This is a genomic window from Treponema ruminis, from assembly GCF_014201975.1.
Classification (GTDB): Bacteria; Spirochaetota; Spirochaetia; order Treponematales; family Treponemataceae; genus Treponema_D; species Treponema_D ruminis.
Genome location: NZ_JACHFQ010000005.1, coordinates 65,524 through 88,171 on the forward strand (window position 1 = coordinate 65,524; position 22,648 = coordinate 88,171).

Below are 22,648 nucleotides of genomic sequence, written 5' to 3' on the forward strand. Positions count from 1 at the left end.
TTTTATAATCCTACCTTTTTAATTAAACCGACAGCAAAGAATTTCTTCAGCAAGTTGTCGGGAGATATTAAAATTTGCTTTTTTCCAGTCAAACCTATTGCGCACACACCACATTCATTCTGCCTTTCCCGGATGCTCGATGGAATCAAATGCAAATTCTTTATGTCGATGATTTTACTTGATACTGAGCTGTTCACTGAGACGGCAAGATTTCCGCTGGCAGGAAAAGCTGTTTCGGTAAAATCCTCAATCATTTTCTGAACGTCAGCCGCAAAGTTCTGCTTTTTCATGACAAGAACTACATTGCAGTCTTCAAGTGACTTGCAGTCAAATTCCTTTTCAAGAAGATGACCGATGTGAATATGAGGTAAAGTCTCGCGGTTAAATACGATGTTCTGTACGTTTTTTTCGACGTCAAGATAGATGCCGAAAATTACATACTTACTTTGAATGAGAAAATCTATCGTGTCATATGCAATGCATGTAAAATGATTATGCGCTTCCAAGATCTTTCCTTATGAGTAACTCAAATGCGTTGGTATTCAGTGCCGGAATTTCATCTCCGCCGTAAACAAGGGTGCCCAAGAAAAAGCCTTCCTCATTGTTGCCGGGGATAATGTTCAGGTCACCTTCCTCTATATCCGTAAAGAACAAAATATCTGAAATATGCAGCGAAAGCTGGTCGTCGTTGCGCTTGAAAATCAGGAACAAAGGTTCGTCCGGAGCCTTGCTGTCCTCTTCTCCGATGAGGGCGCAGGGATTTATGACCGTGAAAGGATCGCCACGCCGGTTCAAAACTCCCTCAATGTAAGCTGGCATGAAGGGAAGCTTATAGACGGCAACATCACGGATGATTTCAAGAACGTCGCTGGAACGTACTGCATATTTTTTCTTTGCAATCGAGAAAATCAGCCATGTAGTCATCTTTTTTTCTTCGACGACTTCAGTCTTGGCCTCATTTTCCCTTGCAATCTGTTCAATTATGTCTTCGTTCATGATTATTCCTCCAGTTCCGCCCTAGCTACGGAATTTTTACTGTTACTAAGCTCAGTTGCGATTGTCTTTACGTTCTGCGATGCCTTGGAAATGTGCTCGGTCGCAACAGTAAAGTTCTCAACACCGGCCGCAATCTGCTTTAATGTTGTAAGCATCTGCTCGCTTGCAATCGCCTGCTGCTGGATAATCGTCGTAATGTCACTGGCGCTGTTAGCCGTAACTTCTGACGCATTTTTAATGCTGGTAAAGCGCTCCTCAAGGCTCTTCGCGCTGTCTACACCTTCCTGAATCTTTTCGGTTCCGGTTTCACTGGCAATAATCAGGCTGTCGGAAGACTGCTGGATTTCAGTAATCCTTTCCTTGATTTCTTTTGTGCCGTCAATGATTCCGTCTGCAAGGCGGCGGATTTCAGTCGCTACAATATGGAAGTTGCGGCCTGCCTCACCCGCACTGGAAGCCTCAAGTTCCGCGTTAAAGGCGATGATTTTTGCCTGGTCTGCTACGGCATTGATGAGGGTAACGATATCCCAGATGTTTTCGATTTTATCCCCCAGGGCCTTGATTCCGTTGATTGTGTTAAGGTTTGTAGCGGCAATTTCCTGCAGCTGACGGACGTTTTCTTCTATATAATTGACGCCTTCGGCTACATCGCTGTTGGTCTTTGAGGCTACATCCGAGACATTTTTGATTTTTTGGGAAATATCCTCGCTGAGTGCCGTATTGTCTTCCATGGTGGCGACAATTTCCTTTACCGCCGTACTCTGATCCTGAGCCGTAGCCGCGTTTTCTTTTGAAGAGACTGAAAGGTTCTGAGTTTCAGCTACAAGGCTTTGACTTGCCAGCCGGGTTTTCTGCATCATGCCGTGAAGTTTGGCGATGAAGATTACAAAAATAGAAAAAACAAGCTGGATTGCAATTATAACCACAAGGAAGGCTGAAATGCCGCCCTGTTTTCCGGATTTTACGGGAGCCGTAATAAAAAGATACCAGCCGTAACTCGGAAGATAGCGGATAACACCAAGTTCCTGCGAACTTACCTTGATATTATAAAGGCCAATGCTTCCACTTTCGCCGGCAGTTCTTTTTGCAGTCTCTATGAGGGAATTAAAATCTGGAATCTGATTGTAAAGCTCGTCAATATGAACTTTATCAACCAGAGTTTTTTTATCCATTGCACCGGTAACTTCTTTATTGCCGTTAAAGAAATACATTGTAAAGCCTTCGCCCAGCATGTCAAAACAGTTTTTTATAAAGTTGTCCAGCTCGATTCCGGTTCCGGCCATGCCAATCGGCTTGCCCTTTTCATCACGGACGACGACGTTGAGCCAAAGACAGGTCATGCCAATCTCAGCGTTGTAGTTGATATTGAAATTATAGACATCCGTCTCGTAAAGAGTCATTTTGTACCAGTAATCGCTGGGATTTTCAGGATCAAGATTGTATGAGAATTTCATTCCGTTCCAGAATTCCTTGTCAATGTCGTTTGCCCAGAAAATCATGTGGGAAGAAAATGAATCGCTGAAACTCTGGAATTCAGCCATTGCCCGCCTGCGATTGTCTTTATCAGAAGGATCCTTAAAGAATTGGACGATTGCAGGTGACGTAGAGAGTTTTTCTACAAGGGCAATCTCCGGCTTAAGGTATCCTTCCATGAGGATTGCCTTCTGACTGACTTCTTCACGAAGTTTCTGGTTCAAATTTCTGATTGCCGTCTGATTGGAAATCATTTTGTAAACAATACCAAGAAGAATTGCAACAAGCAGAATGACTGCAACAGAAATCGAGAAAGTCTTACTAAGGTATGAATTTTTATTTATTTCCATACTAAGTCTCCATTATTTGTTCAAGTCCTCTGCAATCGACTTGAGGGTTTCTGATGCAACAGAGATATGTGTAGTCGCAGAACTGAAATTTTCAACGCCAGAAGCAATCTGCTTGAGGGTCAGAAGAATCTGTTCGCTCGCAATCGTCTGCTGCTGGATAATCGTAGTGATTGAGCCGGCGCTGTCAGCCGTGATTTCAGAAGCATTTTTGATGCTTGAGAAGCGTTCCTCAAGATTTTTGGCATTAGCAACGCCTTCCTGAATCTTTTCGGTTCCGCTTTCGCTGGCAAGAATAAGGCTGTCAGAAGACTGCTGGATTTCCGTGATTTTTGACTTGATTTCCTTTGTGCCGTCGATGATTCCGTCTGCAAGGCGGCGGATTTCAGTAGCTACGATATGGAAGTTTCGTCCTGCGGCACCGGCCGTAGAAGCCTCAAGCTCAGCATTGAAAGCGATGATTTTTGCCTGGTCTGCAACCGAGTTGATGAGGGTAACGATATCCCAGATGTTTTCAATTTTGTCGCCGAGATTTTTGATTCCGTTAATTGTAGACTGATTGGCCTGAGCAATTTCATGAAGCTGGCGGACATTTTCTTCAAGATATGAAACGCCCTCCGTAACGTCGCTGCTGGTCTTTGTTGCAACCCCCGAAACGTCCTTGATTTTCTGGGAAATGTCTTCGGAAAGGGCCGTATTGTCTTCCATTGTGGCGACAATTTCCTTGATGGCCGCGTTCTGATCCTGAGCGGTTGCGGCGTTTTCCTTTGATGAAACGGCAAGGCTCTGGGTCTCTTCGATAAGACGGCGGCTGGCTTCCTGTTCCTTTGACCTCATGCGGCTGATAATAAAGGCCGTGATTGCCATGATGACAATAAAGAGAACCGTAAATGCAGAGATAAGCAGGATTTTTGTTGCATGAGAGAAGGAATTTACGTCCTTTACGCTTTTTCCGAGGACATAATACCAGCCCGTCAGAGGAATGGGCGAAACCCTGAATACATAATTAACGTTATTGAATTTTCCATAAACAAAATCATCACCGGCCATAAGAAGGTTTTCACCAAGGTCATGGTATTTTCCGCCCTCTACAGTCTTAATGTTTTCATCAGGCGAGTATGTTCCGTGCATGAAAAAATCACCGTCCGGAGAAAGAATGAATGACATATCGAGGTCATCATTTTTAATTTCACCGACGAAATTCTGCAAATCGACAATAGGGAAATCGAAAGCTACGACACCGTCAATTTCATCATCCTTATAGACTGCCCGGGAAATAGTTACGACAAGAGAATCAGTCAGTTTATTGTTGTAAACAGGTGAATAGAAAATTTCTCCGCCATACTCAAGGGCACCGGTATACCAGTTTTCTTCCGTCGCATCGTAGCCCTCTGGAACTTCAATATTTTGACTGGTGAAAAGAGATCCGTCTGTCCTGCAGCCGTAAAAGCCAGGAAACTCAGGGTAAATCTGAGAGACATCTTCGAAAATCACTGAATTTTTTGAGTCACTTTCATAGAAACCGTTGCTAAAGAGAAATGCAAGAGCCTCAGTTACTTTTGAAGGCGGCGTAAGAGTCTTTTCAAAACTCAGGACACATTCCCTCATGTTTGAGAACATGAGCCTGTATGCCTGCTGCTCAGTAAAGTTTGAAACAAGTCCTGCAAGAATTATCGCGGTAATAACAAAAAAAACTGCGACTGGAGTACCAATAAGGAGCATAGACCTCTTTACGAAAGTCATCTCAAAACCTTTTTTTTCGCCTTCATTGTTAAAATTTTTTATCATATCTTTTACCTGACCTTATAATAAATCTGCAATCTTCCGGACATTTTCCGATGAAGAAGAAATGCTTGATGTGAATTCCGAAAAGTTTTCAATTCCTTCCGCAATCTGTTTGAGGGTAATAAAAATCTGCTCGCTCGAACTTGAAAGCTGACTGACATGCTCGAGGATTTCATGAGTGCTGGCAGCCGTATTATCAGATGACTGCATGATGCTTTCAAAATCCTTTTCAAGACTTTTTGCACCTGTATAGCCGGAATTAATCTGTTCAGTTCCCCTTTCACCATCCAAAATCAAAGAATCTGAAGCTTTCTGAATCTCACTGATTCTCTCCTTGATTTCCTTGATGCTGTCGATGATGTTGTCTGAAAGACGGCGGATTTCAGTCGCTACAATATGGAAGTTTTTACCGGCTTCACCAGAACTGGCCGCCTCAAGTTCCGCATTGAAGGCGATGATTTTTGTCTGGTCTGCAACGACATTGATAATGGAAACGATGTCCCAGATGCTGTTGATTTTTTTGTTGAGCTCGCGGATTCCTTCAATGGTGAGCCGGTTGGTATTTTTAATCTCAAGAAGCTCATTGACGTTTTTCTGAAGGACTTCCCTGCCCGAAAGAACCGCATCCCGTGATTTTTCTGCAAGACTGGTAACGTGCTTGACCTTTTCGCTGATATTTCCGGCAAGTTCCGTAGAATCCTGCATGGTGGCGACGATTTCCTTTACGGCAGTAGACTGGTTGTGGCTGGTTTCCGCCGATTCTTTTGTAGCAGAAACAAGATTCTGGGTTTCCTTGAGCAAGTTTGAACTTATGTGCTTTTCAGTTTTCTGAATTTTTCTGATGATTAAATAATATGTGCCGAAACATATGAGACCGTCCAGCACAGCGCCAATAAGACAATATAGAAGATATTTGTTGAAATTGCCTTCGCCCGGATTTTTAATAAGATTAATCGGAACGGTAATCATGTTCATAATGGAAATGTAAACGCAGCTTCCGATGGCAATATTGAGGTTTCGTGAAAGATTTTCGTTTACCTGAATACCGATTTCGCGCATTTGACTCGTCATGAGGATACGCTTGACCAGGAAAACAATTAAAGTGTAGCACAAAAAACCGATGCCGACGCTCTGGAGTTCAATAATAAGGAAGACAAGAGGCTCAAAAGGCGCAATTCCCTTTATTGATTCAATTATCGCAGTAGAACCGGCACCAAGAAGAAAGCCGATTGCGTCTCCGGCAGCAATGGCGATGTCAAATTTTTTGTAGCAGCTCATGCACTCGGCTACATCAGATTCTGTTATGGAAGATTTGTCCCTTCTTCCCTTTTTGATTATTGATTCAAAGCGGGTAAGAATAGGGTACTCTACAATAGCACAGCCCAGAATCAGGAAAAATGAAATTGAAACCGTTGGAATGCATTCAAAAACTATTGCAGAAGGCCTCTCATATATGAATCCATAATGAAAAACGCGGAGAGTAAAGATTCCCAGATACGTTGTTGAAAAAATCAATGTTAAAAAAATTTTAAAAACATTCATATTTTATAATTATCCCTCATTTTAAGGAAAAATCAAGTTAAATTTTAAGAGAAATTTAATAAAAAAGTTTGCGTTATCTGACTTTTACAGTTAAAATTAAGGCTATGAAACAAGATATTGCAGTAACTTATAATCCCATTTTGCCCAATGCGGTAGACGAAATTTGTTCTAAACTTCCTCTGGCTGATTCATATATCGCAATCATTTTCTTTGCATCTGTGAATTATGATTTTCAAGACTTGTCTTCAAAGCTCAAGGAGCGCTATCCCAATTCTGAGGTCATCGGCTGCTCTACTTCCGGAGAAATACTAAAGGGCGACGGCTTTGTTCAGCACTCGATTGTCGTAACGGCCCTTTCCTGCAGCCGCACATGGGTTTCAGGCGTACTCATAAATAACGTAGAAAAATTCAACATCTTCGGCGTAAAAACAGTTGAAGATGCAGCCAGAAAAATCGGCATAAATCCAGGCTCTCCTGACTGTCACAAGGACGCCTTTGCCCTAACTTTTGTAAACGGTCTTTGCAATGCAGAAGAAACTTTAACGGCACTCTTTTACGCAATCATCAAAAACGAAGACTTTATTCTTGCAGGCGGAAGTGCCGGAGACGATTTGCAGTTCAAAAAAACCTATGTCTCATACAACGGCAATGTTGCAACAGAAGGAGCCGTAATTCTTTTTGTTCGTACCCAGTGTAAATTCGACATCCGAAAGGAAAATCTCTTCACGCCAATCGGAAAACTCATGAAAATCACCGAAGCTGACATCCACACCCGGAAAATCATAAGCATTGATGGTGAAGTTCCTCTAAAACGCTATGCAGAACTGCTTGGAATCGGCGAAAACGAAGTAAATAATGCCCAGTTGGTTTATCCATTTGGCCGCAGACTCTACGGTGACATGTACATTTCTTCAATCGCGGGCTTTAACGACGACGGCACGATGAACATGTACTGTAAGGTCGCTGCCGGTGCCTTTGTTGAGCTTCTCAAAGAAGGGGAAATATCAAAAATAGCAGAAGAAACCTGCAAATCAATCAGCGAAGTTATTCCCAAGCCGGGTGCCGTAATTCTTGTAAACTGCATCCTGCGCACGATTTACTTCAATCAAAAGTCTCTGGTCAAGGAAGTCCTGGAAAGGTTCGACCGCTACTTCCCAAAATACTGCGGATTTTCAAGTTACGGCGAGCAATTCGGACGTTTCAACTGCAACCAGACCCTTGTAAGCATCGTGATTGGAGAGTAGCCTCAAAGGCCAGCCGGCTCCTCTTACATTTTACCTTTATAGAGTTCGACCATTTCCTTCATGCGCTCGGCAGGTTTTATAAGCTCGCTCATTGACTCACCCTTGTTGAGGGTGTCGATGATTGCGGCGACGTAACGGTTCATACCGACAGAATAATACCATGGCCGCTCAAGAAGCTCAGGCTTTTGGTAAACGAGATTGGTCGTGAAAACGCGGTCAAAAATGCCCTCTGAATAGGCCTTGTCAAACTGGTCCAGTCCGTTCGTGAAAAGACCGAAAGTTGCGAACATAAAGACCCGGGCAGCACCTCGGTCCTTGAGCTGCTTAGCGACGTCAATCATGCTGCCGCCTGAGGAAATCATGTCGTCAACGACAATAACATCCTTGCCCTCGACCGACTCGCCGCAGAAATCATGGGCGATAATAGGGTTCATGCCGTTTACAATAGTGCTGTAGTCACGGCGCTTGTAGAACATTCCGATGTTTACGCCGAAAATCGAAGCCATGAAGACAACACGCTGGGTCGCGCCCTCGTCCGGCGAAATGAACATCATATGGTCGCTGTCAATTTTCAAATCCTCGTACTCTGTCAAAAGAGCCTGGGTAAACTGCAGGGCCGGAGAAACGTCCTCAAAACCGCTGAAGGGAATCGAATTCTGAACGCGGGGATCATGGGCATCAAATGTGATTATGTCGTGAACGCCCATGTTTTCAAGCTCACGGAGCATCATGGCACAGTCCAAAGACTCGCGGCCAGTGCGGCGGTGCTGGCGGCTTTCATACAAAAAAGGCATGATTACGGTGATTCGGCCGGCCTTTCCGTTGCAGGCGGCAATAACCCGCTTTAAGTCCTGAAAGTGGTCATCGGGAGACATGCGGTTGATGTAGCCGTCCATTTTGTAGGTGACGGAAGGATTACAGACATCAACAAGAATATAAATATCCCGGTCACGCACCGATTCCTTGACAAGACCTTTTGCCTCGCCGCTTCCAAAACGGGGGCAAGAAGATGGAATCAAAAAATGTCCGCCATGCCGCCAGAGCGAAAGAATTTCGTCAATTTTCTGGCCTGCATTTTGAGCAGATTCAAGTGCGATGATACCAAGTTTATTCATTATTGATTCTCCTGTTTTTTTGGGCGTAACGGCTACGCCGTCGGGCTTTCCGCGGTTCCGGCTTTCGCCTTCATTCCTACGCTTTGCTTCGGAACGGCTTCGCCGCCGCTACTATCCCTTACGCATTTTATGGCATTCGCTTCCAGCATTACGACATTCTTCTTTTGCAAAAGAACACCGCGGCTCAAAAGGACAGCCCGGCTCCGGGTGGGCAGGGTCTGTTACGCGGCCTGGAATTGAAAGCAGTTTTTGGCTTGTATAATGAGTGCCGAATTTCGGACTTGATGCAAGAAGTGCCTGTGTGTAAGGATGGCGGGCATGATTCATGATTTGCTCGCTAGTGCCGCTTTCCATGATTAAGCCGCCGTACATTACGATGATTTTATCGCAAAGGCTTGCAACCAGATCAATGTTGTGGCTGATGAAGATAATAGAAAGATTTCGCGTTTTTCGCAAGTTTGCGAGCAGGCCTACAATCTGAGCCTGAATCGTAACGTCAAGGGCGGTGGTCGGTTCGTCCGCAATCAAAAGCTCGCAGCCCTGTGCAAGGGAAAGCGCGATTCCGATTCGCTGAAGCTGTCCGCCTGAAAACTGGTGGGGAAAATTCTTGAGGCGGCTTGCAGGATCAGGAAGCCCCACTTCATCAAGAAGCTCAATGGCCTTTTTGTAAGCCTCTTCTTTGGTGATTTTCGGGTCAGAGTTACGGAAAGTTTCAAGGAAAACTGAGCCGATGTTCTGAAGCGGGTCAAATGAGCGGCCAGGCTCCTGAAAGATAAGCCCGATTTTCTTTCCGCGGTAAGTCCGCATTTCTTTTTGACTGAGCGAAGTAAGCTCCACACCGTCAAAGAAGATTTTTCCTTCGACAGTGGCGTTTGACGGATGAAGAGCCGGAATTGCAGTTGTAGTGACGGATTTTCCTGAGCCTGATTCGCCGACGATTCCCAAAATTTCACCGCGGTTCATGCTGAATGAAACGCCGCGCACGGATTTTATCACGGTCTGACTTGCACCACGGAGAACGGTGAATGACACGCGGAGATTTTCAACAGAAAGGAACGGTGTTCCGGCACTGACGGTAGAGCACCGCATGGATTTGTGTTTCGATGCGCTAGGGGCTGTAGCACCGCACGAAGTGCGTTCCGGAGCAGCTTGCTGCGCAGGAATGGAGCGGGAGCGGAAGTGCGAAAGACCCGACCTGCTGAAAGCAGGGAGCGCCCCCTTTTTCTTCCATGTCTTAAATACGACGTGGTATGGGTCGAAGTAGTCGCGGAGTGCGTCGCCCAGGAAATTGAATGCCAGCGTGACGGCAAGGAGAAGATAGACCGGCGTAAGGAGCCAGGGGAAATTCTTGAGGTTAGACAGGGTTGAAATGTCGCGGTTGATGAGGCTTCCCCAGCTTACGGCAGGGTCGGCGATTCCAAGGCCCAAATATGAAAGCGTGGTCTCGCTCATGATGAAGAGCGGAATTGCGAGCGTGGTCGAGACTATCAGAAGGCTTGTGATTTGCGGAATTATGTGCGCGAAGATGATGACCGTTGAAGGAATGCCCTCAAGGCCTGCGTCGAGGACGAATTCTTCCCTCTTGATTGCGTGGACCATGCCTCGTAAAGTGCGCGCGGTGCCCGGCCAGCCGACGAGTGAGAGAATCACCGTGATTATCATGTAGCTCGTGCCGGAGTCCATCTTGCTGTTGAGCAGGGAACGCAAAAAGAGAATCAGGTAAAGCCCCGGAATCAGCATGAAAAACTCGGAAAAGCGCATGACCGCCCAGTCAGTTTTGCCGCCGTAATAGCCTGCAAGTCCGCCGAGAAGGATTGCCAGCACCAGCGAAATTGCGCTGGCCACAAAACCGATTGTCAGGGAAATCCGGCTTCCGTAAACCATGCGGGAAAAAAGGTCTCGTCCCAGGTTGTCGGCTCCAAAGAGGAAGACCGGATAAAGTTCGCCTGTGCGCGGGTCCGGCTTGGTGCCGAAAAGATGCCTCTCGGATGGAATCAGCCCGAAGAGCTTATATGGCTCGCCTTTCACAAAGAAAGAGATTTTGTGGTGAAATTCCTTTCCCTTGACCTTTGCGTAGCGCCAGGTAATCGGGTTTAGGACGCGGTATTCGCGGGCAACGATTCCCTGCCGGGTGATTTCAATGTTTGAAGGATGGAAAGTGTCTTCCTCAAAAGTGCGCGTCGGCGTGTATGGAGAAATGAAGGGTGCAAAAATCATGAAAAGATAAAGAAGCACAAGAACAGCGACAGAGATTATTGCGAGAGGTCGGGTTTTTAGATATTGGAAGAGACGGTTCATTTTATCCTTCCTTTCCGTATCGGATTCTCGGGTCAACGACGGCAAGCAGAATGTCGCTGATTGTCATGCCGGCTAGGACTAGCGCGCTGATGAACATGTTGTTAGCAAGAACGAGATTAACGTCCTGCTGCATTACGGCGTCGTACATGAGGCGGCCGATTCCCGGATATGAGAAGATGATTTCAAGGACGAGGGAGCCTGAAAAAAGGCCTGCAAGCAGGTTTGCGCTTCCTGTGATGTATGGATTAAGAGTGTTGCGGAAAGCGTGATTGAGGTAGACCCGCCTTTCTGAGATTCCGCGGGCACGCAGTGCCATGATGTAAGGCATTCCCATCTGGTCAAGCATGGTGCTTCGGATCATGCGCATTGTGCCTCCGATTCCGCCGAGGAAAGAGGCGAACAATGGAAGAAAAATATGATATGTATAACTGAAGACGAATTTTGCGGGAGCTTCGCCAATCGGAAAATCAGGATAAGCGGTGACAGGGAAAAGGCCCGAAACCGAAGCGAAAAGCTGAAGGAGAATCAGAAGAAGAATTCCCGGAAAAGCGTGGAAAAAGAGGGCAAAGAAAGTTGCCGCGAGGTCTATGCGGGTTCCTGCCTTGCTCGAAAAATAAACTCCGAGCAGAAAAGAAAATATCGTTATGAAAACAAGTGAAATCAGATTAAGGACAAGGGAATTGACAATCCGGCTTTTTATAAGGAAGGAAACAGGTGCTTTTGAAATCAAGGAAACGCCCAAATCGTGGTGAACGATAACCCGCTCAAGCCACATGAAATACTGAACGGTAAAGGGCTTATCAAGGCCCATTTCAGCGCGCATTTTGGCGACCTGCTCTTCAGAAAAGACATTGTCCTTATTGGCGCCACCGGCTCCACGGCTTTCGGTCTGGCTCATAAGCTGCTGCTGCATCATCTGGTCAACGATGTCGCCCGGAGCAAGTGCCATGAGTGCGAACAAAGCCCAGCCCAAAATAAAGAGAATCACAAGCATCGTTATGATTCTGGAAGTGATAAAGGAAAGCAGAGGGAACTTGGACCTCCATGTCCTGACAAGAATTTTTAGTCCGTAAAACGGTCTAAAAATTCTTGCGGTCAACTTGCTTTTGCCCACCTCCATGTGGGCATCTTCTGTAACTCCCAACTCCTCACTCCTCATTCCTAACTCCTAACTTTCCAGCGGTGCGCAGACGATTTTTTCGACCATTGCAGGGATTTTTGACAGTTCTTCCTTGGAAAGTCCTGCCGTTTCAATCGGATCGTGGATTATGAGTTTGACCTGCTGGCCTTTTTTGACCTTTTTCTGACCTTCGTAAATGCGCCAGGTGCCGTCAATCGTAACAGGAACAATTGGTGCCCCCGACATGAATGCGAGCTTGAAGCTTCCTGCCTTGAATTCGTGGTGAGGTCCGCCCTTGCTGCGGGTGCCTTCCGGGAAAATTACCTGAGAGTAGCCCTTTTTGACTCCTTCTGCCGCATCGTGAATTGCCTGAATTGACTTGCGGGGACTTTTGCGCTCGATAAAGGTACACTGAAGAAGCTTCATCCAGTCGGCAAGGAGGGGGATTTTACCCAGCTCAGCCTTTGCGACGAAGGTCATCGGCTTGTTGATGAAGCCAAAAAGGAGCGGAATGTCCATGTTTCCCTGATGATTGCCGATGAAAACGACAGCCCGGTCCTGAGGAATTTTTTCGGAACCCGTAACTTCGACTTTTGAGCGGGTAACAGTCGTAAAAACATATTGAGCCCACTGAGGAACAACGCCAAAAACAACTTTGTCGCGGTTTTCGATGTCGCCGGCCTTGTCATATTTGAGTGCGAGGCGGCGGAGTTTATTTTTTGACAGCATGTAAAATGCGATTCTGATAAATGAAATAATTGTTGTAAACATTCTTCTATTTTACTCCCAAATTTATTTTAAATAAAGATATCCTGTTTCGGCACCGTTCATGTTGTCGTAATAAACGTTGGTCATGTCCCAGCGGTTCTGAAGACCGAAGAAAGAGCGCGAGCGAATCAGATAGATGACCGGGCACTGCTCAAGGAAAATCTGCTGGTATTCGTCCCAGTAGGGCTTTGCCTTTTCGTAGTCGACTATGCACTTTGCACTGTGGTAAAGCTCGTCCACCCTGGCTTCCCATTCTGTAGCAGGAGATTTTTGAAGGGGATTCCAAAGATGCAGGTTTCCGTCACTCACCCAGACATTGCTTCCCTGGGTCGGGAAGAGAGAGCCGCCGCCAAAGCCAATCAGGATTGTCTGCCAGTCGTAGCTTGACATGAGCTGCTCGACCAGTTTCTGGAAGTCCGTCGGGCGAGTAGTGACGATAATTCCTTCCTTTTTACATTCGTCGGTGATAATCTGGGCTATGTCCGAGAAAATCGGGGATCCGCCGTTGATTGTAAGGTCAAATTCAACCTTACGCCCCTTTTCGTCGTATAAAAATCCGTCCTCATGCTTTGAAAAGCCCGCCTCTTCAAGCAGTTTTTTTGCATGTGCGTGGGAATATCTGTACTGAAGGATTATGTTCTCGTCGTAATATTTGTTTGCTTCCGGGAAAAAAGAATATTTGGGCTCGCCAAGCCCACGGTAAGTCTGAGAAATGATTCTCTCACGGTTCAAAAGACAGCTCATCGCCTGGCGGAATTCCTTTTTGCAGAACCAGTCGTAATAAGGCTCGTCCTTGTTTTTTGGATTCTGATTGAAAGACCAGAAGGAAGCGTTCATTGAGCCGTCCGCATTGAAAACCGTGTAGCCCGCTTTTTCCTGATTTTCATTAAGAGTGCCGTCGGAAGAAAGTGCGTTTTTTGCGGCAGAGACTGCTTCCTCGACCTGCTCAGGCGTAAAGGAATAATCCTCAAGTTTCCCCTGTTTAAATAGAAGATAACCGGTGTTATGATCTCCAACAATCTGCACTACCCGCTCTTCAGGATAGTAATGGCTTTCTCCATTTGCGTCTTTATCCCAGAAATCAGGATTCCGCTTGTACAAAAGCCTCTGCCCCGGAACATATTCAACAAGGAAGTAAGGGCCGCAGCTTGGAATTTCCTTAGGATCTGTCGCCACGGTAAAAAGTTTTTTGACGGCGTCGGCTCCGCCAGAGTCCTTTGCCGCCTTGTAAAGGAACATCGGGCCGAAATCCATGTTCGTATGAAGGACAGGCTCTGCTACAATCTGAGGAAAATGGAAGACAAAGCTCTTTTCGTCGATTTTTTCGATTGTGATGCGCTCGCTTTTTCCGTCTTCCATTGGCATGAACTGAGAATTGTAGGCAGAAGAACCGCATTCCTCGTCGCCCTGAATTTCATCGTACCAGAAGACAATGTCATCGCTAGTGACTTTTACCCGAGGCTTTGAATTGCCGTAAAAAGACCAGTAAACATCATCTTTAATCGTATAAATCAAATCAAGTTTATTTTCTTCTTCGTAAATCTTAACCTCAAAATCCGCAATAAGCCCCTTCCACTTGCGCTCGACCAAATCATAGTCCACAAGATACTGCACCATGGGCGAAAGAACACCGCTCGTCTCGCCGTCTTTTTCGGCAACAAGCATATTGAAGCTTTTTGGGTCGCCAGTAATCATGGTGTTGTAAGTTCCGCCTTTTTTTCCAGCCTCAAAGTGATTTGTAAGGTTCGGTCTGTGCACGGTTTTTTCAATCAAATCATTTGAAACAGAAGCACGGGCAGCCTCGATTTCAGAAAGTGACATTTCAGGATATCGCGTACAGGAAAAAAATAAGCAAAGACTGCCCAGACAGGCAAAGATTTTTAAGATTCGGATGAAAGCGGATAACGACGGATTTTTCATGAATTCAGTATAGCATATCAGTCGATTTTTTTCACTTAATGATGTATAATTTTTAGGCGGTATAAAATGGGAATCTATCTGAATCCTGATAATGCAAATTTCAAGGAAACTCTTTCACGAAAAATCTATGTAGATAAAACAATGATGATTTCCGTTCTAAACGAATTCATGAAGACCGACAACAAGTATCTTTGTATTTCGCGCCCACGCAGATTTGGAAAAACTATTGCAGCAAACATGATATCTGCTTATTTTTCAAAAGGCTGCGATTTCCGGGAATTATTTGCACCCTACAAAATCGCCAAAGATCAGAGTTTTGAAAGCAACTGGTGAAAAATTCGTAATTATCATGGATGAGTACGACGTTCTTGTTCGCGAAAATGTCGATAAAAAGCTTTTTAATCAGTATTTAGATTTACTTAACGGTCTATTTAAAAGCGATACAGTTCGCCCGGCCATTGCTCTTGCCTATCTGACAGGAATTTTGCCGGTGATACGCGATAAAATTCAGTCAAAGCTGAATAATTTTGAAGAATGCCAGAGATGGTACGACGGCTACAGCCAGCGTAATTTTGAAATCTATAATCCTGAATCAGTCGTTAAATCCATAATGAGAAATGATTTTGCAAGTTATTGGAGCAAAACTTCAAGTTACGAAGTTATTACTGACAGAATTAGTGCAAATTTTGAAGGGACAAAGGATTATGTTGTCCGAATGCTTTCTGGCGAAAGTGCTATGCAGTGACCAACAAAATCGTACAGGCATCAAAGGAATGACGACAGGAAAAGGTTTCGCGGACGTAGTATTTATTCCCTTTGTACCCAATTTACCTGCGATGATAATAGAACTGAAACGCAATGGTACCGCAGAAAGCGCCTTAAATCAAATCAAAGAAAAAAAATATTTTGACAGTCTTTCTGCATATACCGGTGATTTGCTTTTTGTCGGAATCAATTATGACGAATATACAAAAACACACGAATGCAGAATTGAACAGTTTGTAAAATAAAAGATTTGTCCCACTAATTGATTTTTCTTTCTTATTAAACACTCTCATTTGCTTTACACATGAGTCAAAACGGAACTTTTTGTAAAAAATTCCGAGCAACTGCCCTCTCGGCAGAAATCACTTTCGGAGCATGGTTGCGCGCTTTGGCAGCACCAGTAGCTAGCGACGGAAAAGACACAGTTACAGCAGCAGGTAACTCTTGGGGTTATGGTGCTCGTACAGCTCGTCTTAACGTTAATGGAAAATCTGAGGACGGTACTGCAGGTTTCAGCATGGGTATCTACAACGATGTATCTATGAGCCTTTCAGCAGGTGACGAGGCAAATCTCTGGATTAAGCCACTCGACATCGTAAAAGTTTCATACGGTAAATATGACAACAACACACTTCGTGGCGACCTTTGCTATGGTTCATGGAACTGGCTCCGTCCAACATCATCATGGATTGCAGAAGACGAAGGCCTCTTGATGAGCGGTAACGGTGCTACAGGTCTCATGGCAGAAATTACTCCTATGGAGAACCTCTACATCCAGGCTTTGGTCCCAATCACAACAACTCAGACAAAAGCTGATGAAACATACAAGAATCTCCGTGGTGGTTTTGCTTACACAATTCCAGGTACAGCTAAAATCAAGGCTCAGTACATTGGTAAGGGCAAAGGTTCTGTAGATGCTGAAGATGCAACTTCTGCGTACTATGAGTTTATGAGACAGCGTATTGTGACAACAGACGATGCTGATACTGCTAAAAACAAAACAAAAGCAGACGGAGAATATGAGGGTTGGACCTATCATGCAGCGAAAGATGCCGTTAAAAAGGCTGACGGAAACAGCGATTGCACTTTTGAAGCAGAAGTTGACGTTCTCGCTGTAGAGAACCTCTTCCTCGGCCTTGGCATCCAGTACAACAACATCAAAGATGCAGACAAATCCGCCAAAATCGACAACCAGATGAAAATTGCTCTCGGTGCTACATACCAGGTTAATGATGACCTCAAACTTTCTGCAAGCGGTGCATTCTTTACATATTACAAAACTAAGGATGTTAAGACAGATTCTCGCTTCCAGGCTGGTGCAGGCGTAGACTACAACCTTGGTGATGGTCTCTCAGCAAACGCTGACTTCCGCTACCTCTCAAAATTTGGTATCGATGGAGAAAAAGCTGACAACACAGACAGCATCGCTTTCTCTGCTGGTATCCAGAAGGGCTTCTCTAACGGCTACATCGGAGTTGCTTTCCAGGGACAGACAAACAGCGGTACATTCGCTAACAACGTTATCACTGGAGCAACAAACGATGACGGCAAATACAAGAACTTCGTATGGGCTATCCCAATTGCTCTCTCAGTTTGGTTCTAATCTAAGCTGATTCAGCTGAACGCCGTGTAAATCACGGCAGTTTCCCCGCTCACAAGGCGGGGATTTTTTTGCACCCCGGGAACCTTGAAAAACAAATCAAAAGCCATAATCGCAAATAAACAGCCCGCAAACAGAAAACTTCCATGTTTGCGGGCTGCTTATATTTATATAGATACAATATATTTAAAAAAAATACTACCTGCTAACTCCAATCTGTTCGCTCGCAAGTTCTTCTTTAAGAGCAATTACTTGTTCCAGCGGGAGATTGCAACATCGAGCGATTTTTTCAGGTGAATCACCTTCTTTGAGAAAGTTTTTCGCATTTGCGATGGCATTTTCTATGCGGCCATCGTTTCGGAGTGTTTCGTCATAAGATTCCTGATCGAACTCTGTATAAATGTCATCCAAAATCTTCATGCGCTTCTCCCGGAAAAATCCTTCCAGGAAGTCGCTTTTGATTGCGAAGTCAACTGCTTCGTTAACCGTGCTGTCAAATGTCATCCCTTGTGAAAGGTTTTCCTTCACTTGATTTATCTATCCGCCAATTTCCTTTCAAATTGACGGATAGATTTTGTGTTAATTTGTGACAACAACCGTCTCGTGCGAAAGTTCCTCTTTGAGTGCAATTACTTGCTCCAGCGGGAGAGAGACAGCTTGAGAAATTTGGTCTAGTGAACCAAGATTCATCCGAAGTAAATTCTTCGCATTTGCGATGGCAGTTTCTCGTGCACCGATTTTGATTCCCTCTATGCGGCCATCGTTTCGGAGTGTCTCGTCATAAGATTCTTGATCGAACTCTGTATAAATGTCATCCAAAATCTTCATGCGCTTCTCCCGGAAAAATCCTTCCAGGAAGTCGCTTTTGATTGCGAAGTCAACTGCTTCGTTAACCGCGCTGTCAAATGTCATCCCTTGTGAAAGGTTTTCCTTCACTTGATTTACAAACTCACAATAATAATACAACGGCTCACAGTTTTTTGAAAGACTTTCGTTGTGATTTTTGTTTATATTTATCACTGTCGCCGTCCATTCAAATTTTGCGATATCCTTGTCGCGACAAGAATTTTCTTGTGGGCTTTCTGTTATATTTGCAAATTTGCCAGATTCAATAAACGCATCAGAAAGTTTATATTCCACAATATCCGATTGTTCTTTATCGCCGTTGTAGAACACTATGAACTGCGGAGCCGGAATTTTAACGAGCACGCTGCCGTAGAGATTTTTCTTGTGCTTGTCGATGTACTGCTGATACAGCTGAGAGAAATACAACAGTCCTCTGAGCGGCATATTTGGATTTACCGTGCTCTGATGCTCGTACAAGCACATCTGTGAATGAATCAGGAAGGACAAATCATTTTTCATCGAGACGTAAATAACATCATCGAGAGTGGTGATTTCCAAGTCTTCAATGTTAGTGTGATTCTTCCCGCTGAGCGCGTTATACAAGGACAAAAGCCATCTTTTGCTTCGGTCATCCTTGCCTCCGAAAATCGTGCGGAACAAGGTGTCTCGGTAAGTACGTTTAGGCTCTCGCTTCCGCACCGACCTAAAGTGATTTTTCTTTTTGTTTCGAATTCGCTTTTTCATGAATTCCTCCAGACAAATAAGATTTGAGAAGAATCAGAAAACTTAGCGCGGCCGTCACAAAGTCTTCTTCAAGTTCCCATACCTATTTATTTCCTTTAAAAGTGCGTTTTCGGCAATGCAAATTCAAATTTGTCAGAAAAATCCAAAAAAAATCTCCGCCCAGCCGTGTAACCCCGTAGTTCTGGAGCGAACGAATGTGAGCGGAAGAATGAGCGTTAGCGAAGGGTGGAAGGGCGCAAGCAGGTAAAGTTTGCGTAAAAAAAATCTGCTCAATCTGAACGATGCGCGATGAATTAGAAAATAGGGAGAGTCTCTGCCGGATGATGCAGTCGTTCGCAAGTGTTTTGAAATGAACGTTGCCGAAGACTGGTTCGCTGAACTTGAATATGGATCTTCTGCGCTTCTTCTCGAAAAGGACACGCCCAATCCGGCGGGCTGTATTGATATGCCTTTGCGTGATTTCTTCCATAAAATGAAGGGAATTGAGAGAATCAATGATTTCATAAGCATAACTGATGAAACAAACAATATTTTCCGCAACTGGAACCAGCAATCATCACTTTGATAAATAAAGACGATGAAATTCTTCTTGCGCGGCACAAAAAACGGAATGACGGAGTTTATTCTTGTATTGCAGGTTTCGTCGAGATGGGAGAGACAATCGAAAACGCTGTTCATCGGGAAGTTCTTGAAGAAACTGGCATAAAAATCAAGAACATCCGATATGTAGGCAGTCAGTCATGGCCATTTCCTGATCAGCTAATGCTAGCATTCCGTGCCGAATATGATAGCGGCGAAATCAAAATCCAAGAGGACGAACTCACGGATGTACAATGGTTTAATTGGAAAAAACTACCAAAAGTCCCGGGGCCTGGTAGCGTGGCATACAATTTGATTCACGGGATGTTTGAGTAGGTCTGTTTTTCGGACGGAACGAGAAGATTCAGAGCCTGTTTGAAAGCAGTCTTGTCTATTTATTTTTCATTAAAAAGCCGCAGAACTTCTTCCATTGATAGGCTCGTGCCTGTTGATACCTGCTGAGGAGAGAGCCCCATTTTTATTAAACGCTTTGCGGTACATATTATATTGCTTCGTGCTTTTCAACTTATCGTCGACATTATTCTGCACCTTCTCCACAGACGGAAAAAGGATAAAGAGTAAAAAAAATAGCTCCACCCTGTCTCGCACACAGAGTGAAGCGAAGTCCATAAGGACTTAAAGCATAAAATCTTGTGGGGCAAGACGCTTGTCGCGGGTGCTCCTTTATTTTTTAATTTCAGTCAAGTTTTTTACTTATTTTTGGATTCTATTTTAGCTTATTCAGGATGCTTTTCTTACGAATTTTTTTCTCTAAACAAATAATAGATTCATATTATGTAATAAAAACAAAACCCCCGCTCAGATTTTGAGCAGGGGCAGTTCATTTAGCTAGTTGTCAGCCTAGATTAGAACCAGTACTCGAATTTAACTGGGATTTCCCAAGAGAATTTGTCCTGAGCACCTTTGTCGTTTGGCTTGAGAGCGTAACGTCCGCCTTTGTTTGTAGATCCTTCGAATGCTACACCGATGAGGCCGTTAGAGAATCCTTTTGTTGCACCAAGACCGAGTGTGAAATGATCAGCTTTTGCATCTGCATCAGAATTCTTTCCACAGTAAACACCGTTTGCATAGCGTGCATCTGCAAAGAGGGCAATTCCACCATCGAGAGCATAATCAACACCTACACCAGCGAGGAAACCGAAACCGTTGAAGAGGTCTTTTGTAGCTTTCTTTCCAAAGTCTTTTGCATCAAATTCATTGATTTTTGTTCCAACGACTGCATGAACAGCAAGCTGCTCATTTACGCTGTATTTACCATAAGCATTAGCTTTGATTGGTTTAGTGTTGAGTGTTGGAATTACGACACCCAAAGCGGCATAAAGATTTTCAACTGATGTGAGCTCGAATGCTGCTGCGATTTCAACCCAAGTCTTAACGTCTTTACCGTCCTTATCGCGGTTATAGATTTTTGATTCACTGAATGAAGTACCAGCCTTTTCAAGAGCGGCAACGCGATCTTTTCCCAAAAGGTCTTCCATAATAGCTTTTTCTGTAGTAGTTCCATTGTTGAGTTTCAAACCAGCTTTAGCAGTACCAACACTGTCGATTTTGTAAGCAAATACGACAGCAGAGCTGAGCCATGCATCAGTCAAAGAACCTGATACATATGGATCAGATTCTGCCGTTCCGTCATCTTTTGTTACAACATCTGCAGAATGAGCTCCAGTAAGATCAAGTGGAAGGTGGAAACCTACAGAAAGAGCCTCGTTTGGTGTGAAGTAAGCGTTAACACCTGTTGTTTTGTCAAGATAGTCATCAAAGATGAATCCTTCACCAACACCGTCAACACAAGCGAATCGGTCCCAGTTCCACAAACCGTAAGCCGCATCACTTCTCAAGAAGTTGTCATCATGCTTACCAACAGAAAGGCGGAGTGATTCAATTGGTTTTACCCAAATGTAAGCGTTATCACCCTGATTAATACCTTCAGCATTTCCATGAATGTCAAGTTTGAATCCAACGTTGTCGGAATTGCCAGCAACAGCAAGTCCTGTTCGTGGAGCTGCTCCACCCCATGACTGATGAACATCAGTTACGATTGTTTCATAGTACTTGGTGTTACCTTTGTCATCTTTGCCATTCTCATATGCTGCGTTTGCTGCTGTTACCCAGAGAGCGCGTCCCCAAGAACCGAAAGTGATTTCTGCCGAGAGGGCAGTTGCTCAATTTTTGACAGTTTTAACCAAAAAACACCCTCTAAAATCAGAAAAATCCAAATTGAGAAAAAGAGAATCCGAAGAAATTTGGTGTACTAAAGTTTAATAATTAACATCAAATATATCTTTTTTTTGGATTTTTCTGACTTTTTTCGTTCTGGACTGCCGAAAACGCACTTTTAAAGACAATTAATATGTGTAAGAAAAAAGAGCTTACACATATTAATCAAAAGGAGTTTTTATGGCAAAAACTACATTACGACCTTCACCAACGGCGCTTTTGAGCCCCCTTTGTGACTTTTCCTTCAAGGCTATGTTCACGGCTGACACGAAGGAATCAAACGCGGCTCTGAAGGATTTTATCTCAACCATTCTTAACCGCGAAGTGCAGGAAGTCCAGCTTATGCCGAATGAACCGCTCGTTCAGATTGCAAGGCTTCTCAGCACATCCAATATGAAGGGCGATGAGTGGACAACTCCGCCAGCCTACCAGATTTCAGTCCTAAATTTCGAGTTTGACAAAGATGACAGTTCGCCGCTTTCGTGGTACAATATGCGAGGAAGGGCTTATGAACGCAAAATCATCTCTATGCACAATCAGCGAGGACGAAATCAACTGGGCAAGGCAGAATTCAATCTTCAAGGCCCAGCGCGACTACAATACCGGCATGCACAATGCAGAAAGGCGCGGATACAATAAAGGTGTAAGTGCGGGCATGGCAGCCGGTGAACGACGAAACGCAATTAAAAACGCGAAGAATGCCCTTTCCATGGGGCTTTCCCCGGAGCAGACTGCACAGATCACTTCCCTGCCACTGGAGCAAGTTCTTACTCTAAAAGAAGAACTTGAAAAGCAGAAAGAAACGGCTGTTCAGTAAAATAATTTGAATTTAACACATTATACTTTTATGGAGGATTCAATATATGACAATGGAACCACAAAGACCTTATGATTTTAACACAGTCAAAGAATTTAATGCCATCGAGAATGCGAGGAACTATCTCTTAGAAACTAATTTACCTGTAGAGATTATTGCAAAATACTGTTCTCTTCCACTCGACCAGGTGATTGAACTAAAGGAAGAAGTAAAAAAGTACTCGTGCCAAAGGATTTCAAAACCTTTGATTTTTCCAAGAAGAAAATAAAATATTACGCCCGGCGTGCAGATTTCTCTGCACGCTGTTTTTTTCAGTCATATCGGGCAGAAAAACAGAAAGAGACCGAGTGTCTGGCTCAAAATAAAATAATAAAATTCTTATAAATTCACGTTTTTCCATTCTGCATTGCCGAAAATCGAATTTTTTTTGCAATTAATATGCAGGAGGAAA

At 44.3% G+C, this 22,648-nt stretch carries 22 protein-coding genes; 9 read left to right on the forward strand and 13 right to left on the reverse strand.

Going from position 1 to position 22,648, the window contains the following annotated elements:
• Positions 1-2 precede the first annotated feature (2 nt).
• The 5 genes from HNP76_RS08210 to HNP76_RS08230 are packed head-to-tail and all read right to left on the reverse strand — an operon-like array spanning position 3 to position 6,143.
• Positions 3-506 (reverse strand): hypothetical protein, encoded by a 504-nt coding sequence (locus HNP76_RS08210; RefSeq protein WP_184659372.1) that lies wholly within the window; start codon positions 504-506, stop codon positions 3-5.
• The gene (locus HNP76_RS08215; RefSeq protein ID WP_184659374.1) at positions 493-996 is read right to left on the reverse strand and encodes a chemotaxis protein CheW; all 504 of its coding nucleotides are present in this window, start codon (positions 994-996) and stop codon (positions 493-495) included. The genes HNP76_RS08210 and HNP76_RS08215 overlap by 14 nt, the downstream gene beginning before the upstream one ends.
• Positions 997-998: 2 nt before the next feature.
• Complete coding sequence (locus HNP76_RS08220; protein ID WP_184659376.1) at positions 999-2,819, reverse strand: methyl-accepting chemotaxis protein; 1,821 nt, start codon at positions 2,817-2,819, stop codon at positions 999-1,001.
• 12 nt (positions 2,820-2,831) lie between these two features.
• Entirely contained in the window at positions 2,832-4,604 is a 1,773-nt protein-coding gene (locus HNP76_RS08225) for a methyl-accepting chemotaxis protein (protein WP_184659378.1), read from the reverse strand.
• Positions 4,605-4,619: 15 nt separating this feature from the next.
• Positions 4,620-6,143: a methyl-accepting chemotaxis protein gene (locus HNP76_RS08230; RefSeq protein ID WP_184659380.1), complete on the reverse strand. Its 1,524-nt coding sequence runs from the start codon at positions 6,141-6,143 to the stop codon at positions 4,620-4,622.
• Between the two features lie 104 nt (positions 6,144-6,247).
• Here HNP76_RS08230 and HNP76_RS08235 point away from each other — a divergent pair, with 104 nt between their 5' ends.
• Positions 6,248-7,387 carry an FIST signal transduction protein gene (locus tag HNP76_RS08235; protein WP_184659382.1) on the forward strand — a complete coding sequence of 380 codons (1,140 nt, stop codon included), beginning with the start codon at positions 6,248-6,250 and terminating at the stop codon, positions 7,385-7,387.
• A 23-nt stretch (positions 7,388-7,410) separates the two neighbouring features.
• Here the strand turns inward: HNP76_RS08235 and HNP76_RS08240 are convergent, their stop codons facing one another.
• From HNP76_RS08240 to HNP76_RS08260, 5 genes are all read right to left on the reverse strand, one after another.
• Entirely contained in the window at positions 7,411-8,502 is a 1,092-nt protein-coding gene (locus HNP76_RS08240; protein WP_184659384.1) for a ribose-phosphate pyrophosphokinase, read from the reverse strand.
• A 111-nt stretch (positions 8,503-8,613) separates the two neighbouring features.
• Entirely contained in the window at positions 8,614-10,800 is a 2,187-nt protein-coding gene (locus tag HNP76_RS08245) for a dipeptide/oligopeptide/nickel ABC transporter permease/ATP-binding protein (protein ID WP_184659386.1), read from the reverse strand.
• A gap of 1 nt (position 10,801) precedes the next feature.
• Positions 10,802-11,959, reverse strand: coding sequence for an ABC transporter permease (locus HNP76_RS08250; RefSeq protein ID WP_246462622.1), 1,158 nt, complete (start codon positions 11,957-11,959; stop codon positions 10,802-10,804).
• A 9-nt stretch (positions 11,960-11,968) separates the two neighbouring features.
• Entirely contained in the window at positions 11,969-12,691 is a 723-nt protein-coding gene (locus tag HNP76_RS08255) for a lysophospholipid acyltransferase family protein (protein WP_184659388.1), read from the reverse strand.
• A 21-nt stretch (positions 12,692-12,712) separates the two neighbouring features.
• The gene (locus tag HNP76_RS08260) at positions 12,713-14,509 is read right to left on the reverse strand and encodes an ABC transporter substrate-binding protein (RefSeq protein ID WP_246462621.1); all 1,797 of its coding nucleotides are present in this window, start codon (positions 14,507-14,509) and stop codon (positions 12,713-12,715) included.
• 165 nt (positions 14,510-14,674) lie between these two features.
• Here HNP76_RS08260 and HNP76_RS14235 point away from each other — a divergent pair, with 165 nt between their 5' ends.
• The 4 genes from HNP76_RS14235 to HNP76_RS08270 all read left to right on the forward strand — a co-directional run bounded on the left by HNP76_RS14235 (position 14,675) and on the right by HNP76_RS08270 (position 16,976).
• Positions 14,675-14,941, forward strand: a complete 267-nt coding sequence (locus tag HNP76_RS14235; RefSeq protein ID WP_206173048.1) for an AAA family ATPase — start codon at positions 14,675-14,677, stop codon at positions 14,939-14,941.
• Positions 14,925-15,353 carry a P-loop NTPase family protein gene (locus HNP76_RS14240; protein WP_206173047.1) on the forward strand — a complete coding sequence of 143 codons (429 nt, stop codon included), beginning with the start codon at positions 14,925-14,927 and terminating at the stop codon, positions 15,351-15,353. Before HNP76_RS14235 ends, HNP76_RS14240 begins: the two co-directional genes overlap by 17 nt.
• Before the next feature lie 28 nt (positions 15,354-15,381).
• Positions 15,382-15,618 carry a PD-(D/E)XK nuclease domain-containing protein gene (locus HNP76_RS14245; RefSeq protein ID WP_206173046.1) on the forward strand — a complete coding sequence of 79 codons (237 nt, stop codon included), beginning with the start codon at positions 15,382-15,384 and terminating at the stop codon, positions 15,616-15,618.
• Positions 15,619-15,761: 143 nt separating this feature from the next.
• Positions 15,762-16,976: an outer membrane beta-barrel protein gene (locus HNP76_RS08270; protein ID WP_184659392.1), complete on the forward strand. Its 1,215-nt coding sequence runs from the start codon at positions 15,762-15,764 to the stop codon at positions 16,974-16,976.
• A gap of 195 nt (positions 16,977-17,171) precedes the next feature.
• On the opposite strand, the gene HNP76_RS08275 is transcribed toward HNP76_RS08270, so the two are convergent.
• Positions 17,172-17,477 carry an RpnC/YadD family protein gene (locus HNP76_RS08275; RefSeq protein WP_206173045.1) on the reverse strand — a complete coding sequence of 102 codons (306 nt, stop codon included), beginning with the start codon at positions 17,475-17,477 and terminating at the stop codon, positions 17,172-17,174.
• Between the two features lie 75 nt (positions 17,478-17,552).
• Positions 17,553-18,563: an RpnC/YadD family protein gene (locus HNP76_RS08280; protein ID WP_184659394.1), complete on the reverse strand. Its 1,011-nt coding sequence runs from the start codon at positions 18,561-18,563 to the stop codon at positions 17,553-17,555.
• Positions 18,564-18,912: 349 nt separating this feature from the next.
• Between HNP76_RS08280 and HNP76_RS08285 the strand changes: the two genes are divergently transcribed.
• Together HNP76_RS08285 and nudC are read left to right on the forward strand one after the other, a co-directional pair.
• Complete coding sequence (locus HNP76_RS08285) at positions 18,913-19,128, forward strand: hypothetical protein (RefSeq protein WP_184659395.1); 216 nt, start codon at positions 18,913-18,915, stop codon at positions 19,126-19,128.
• A complete protein-coding gene (gene nudC / locus HNP76_RS08290; RefSeq protein ID WP_184659397.1) occupies positions 19,125-19,478 on the forward strand; it encodes an NAD(+) diphosphatase in 354 nt (117 codons plus the stop codon). The genes HNP76_RS08285 and nudC overlap by 4 nt, the downstream gene beginning before the upstream one ends.
• A gap of 530 nt (positions 19,479-20,008) precedes the next feature.
• Here the strand turns inward: nudC and HNP76_RS08295 are convergent.
• On the reverse strand, positions 20,009-21,001 hold the full coding sequence (locus tag HNP76_RS08295; RefSeq protein ID WP_184659399.1) for an outer membrane beta-barrel protein: 993 nt from the start codon (positions 20,999-21,001) through the stop codon (positions 20,009-20,011).
• An 887-nt stretch (positions 21,002-21,888) separates the two neighbouring features.
• On the opposite strand from HNP76_RS08295, the gene HNP76_RS08300 reads away from it, so the two are divergent.
• Together HNP76_RS08300 and HNP76_RS08305 are read left to right on the forward strand one after the other, a co-directional pair.
• Positions 21,889-22,197, forward strand: a complete 309-nt coding sequence (locus tag HNP76_RS08300; RefSeq protein ID WP_184659401.1) for a hypothetical protein — start codon at positions 21,889-21,891, stop codon at positions 22,195-22,197.
• A gap of 46 nt (positions 22,198-22,243) precedes the next feature.
• Positions 22,244-22,465: a hypothetical protein gene (locus HNP76_RS08305; protein WP_184659403.1), complete on the forward strand. Its 222-nt coding sequence runs from the start codon at positions 22,244-22,246 to the stop codon at positions 22,463-22,465.
• Positions 22,466-22,648 lie beyond the last annotated feature (183 nt).

Bases quoted from the DNA above. Each gene is read 5' to 3' on its own strand.
- HNP76_RS08245 (WP_184659386.1), bottom strand. From the start codon at position 10,800: ATGAACCGTCTCTTCCAATATCTAAAAACCCGACCTCTCGCAATAATC.
- HNP76_RS08225 (WP_184659378.1), bottom strand. From the start codon at position 4,604: ATGATAAAAAATTTTAACAATGAAGGCGAAAAAAAAGGTTTTGAGATG.
- HNP76_RS08260 (WP_246462621.1), bottom strand. From the start codon at position 14,509: ATGTCACTTTCTGAAATCGAGGCTGCCCGTGCTTCTGTTTCAAATGAT.
- HNP76_RS14235 (WP_206173048.1), top strand. From the start codon at position 14,675: ATGGGAATCTATCTGAATCCTGATAATGCAAATTTCAAGGAAACTCTT.
- HNP76_RS14245 (WP_206173046.1), top strand. From the start codon at position 15,382: ATGACGACAGGAAAAGGTTTCGCGGACGTAGTATTTATTCCCTTTGTA.
- HNP76_RS08220 (WP_184659376.1), bottom strand. From the start codon at position 2,819: ATGGAAATAAATAAAAATTCATACCTTAGTAAGACTTTCTCGATTTCT.
- HNP76_RS08235 (WP_184659382.1), top strand. From the start codon at position 6,248: ATGAAACAAGATATTGCAGTAACTTATAATCCCATTTTGCCCAATGCG.
- HNP76_RS08275 (WP_206173045.1), bottom strand. From the start codon at position 17,477: ATGACATTTGACAGCACGGTTAACGAAGCAGTTGACTTCGCAATCAAA.
- HNP76_RS08240 (WP_184659384.1), bottom strand. From the start codon at position 8,502: ATGAATAAACTTGGTATCATCGCACTTGAATCTGCTCAAAATGCAGGC.
- HNP76_RS08305 (WP_184659403.1), top strand. From the start codon at position 22,244: ATGACAATGGAACCACAAAGACCTTATGATTTTAACACAGTCAAAGAA.
- HNP76_RS08255 (WP_184659388.1), bottom strand. From the start codon at position 12,691: ATGTTTACAACAATTATTTCATTTATCAGAATCGCATTTTACATGCTG.
- HNP76_RS08280 (WP_184659394.1), bottom strand. From the start codon at position 18,563: ATGAAAAAGCGAATTCGAAACAAAAAGAAAAATCACTTTAGGTCGGTG.
- HNP76_RS08250 (WP_246462622.1), bottom strand. From the start codon at position 11,959: ATGAGGAGTGAGGAGTTGGGAGTTACAGAAGATGCCCACATGGAGGTG.
- HNP76_RS08230 (WP_184659380.1), bottom strand. From the start codon at position 6,143: ATGAATGTTTTTAAAATTTTTTTAACATTGATTTTTTCAACAACGTAT.
- HNP76_RS08215 (WP_184659374.1), bottom strand. From the start codon at position 996: ATGAACGAAGACATAATTGAACAGATTGCAAGGGAAAATGAGGCCAAG.
- HNP76_RS08285 (WP_184659395.1), top strand. From the start codon at position 18,913: ATGAACGTTGCCGAAGACTGGTTCGCTGAACTTGAATATGGATCTTCT.
- HNP76_RS08300 (WP_184659401.1), top strand. From the start codon at position 21,889: ATGAACGCAAAATCATCTCTATGCACAATCAGCGAGGACGAAATCAAC.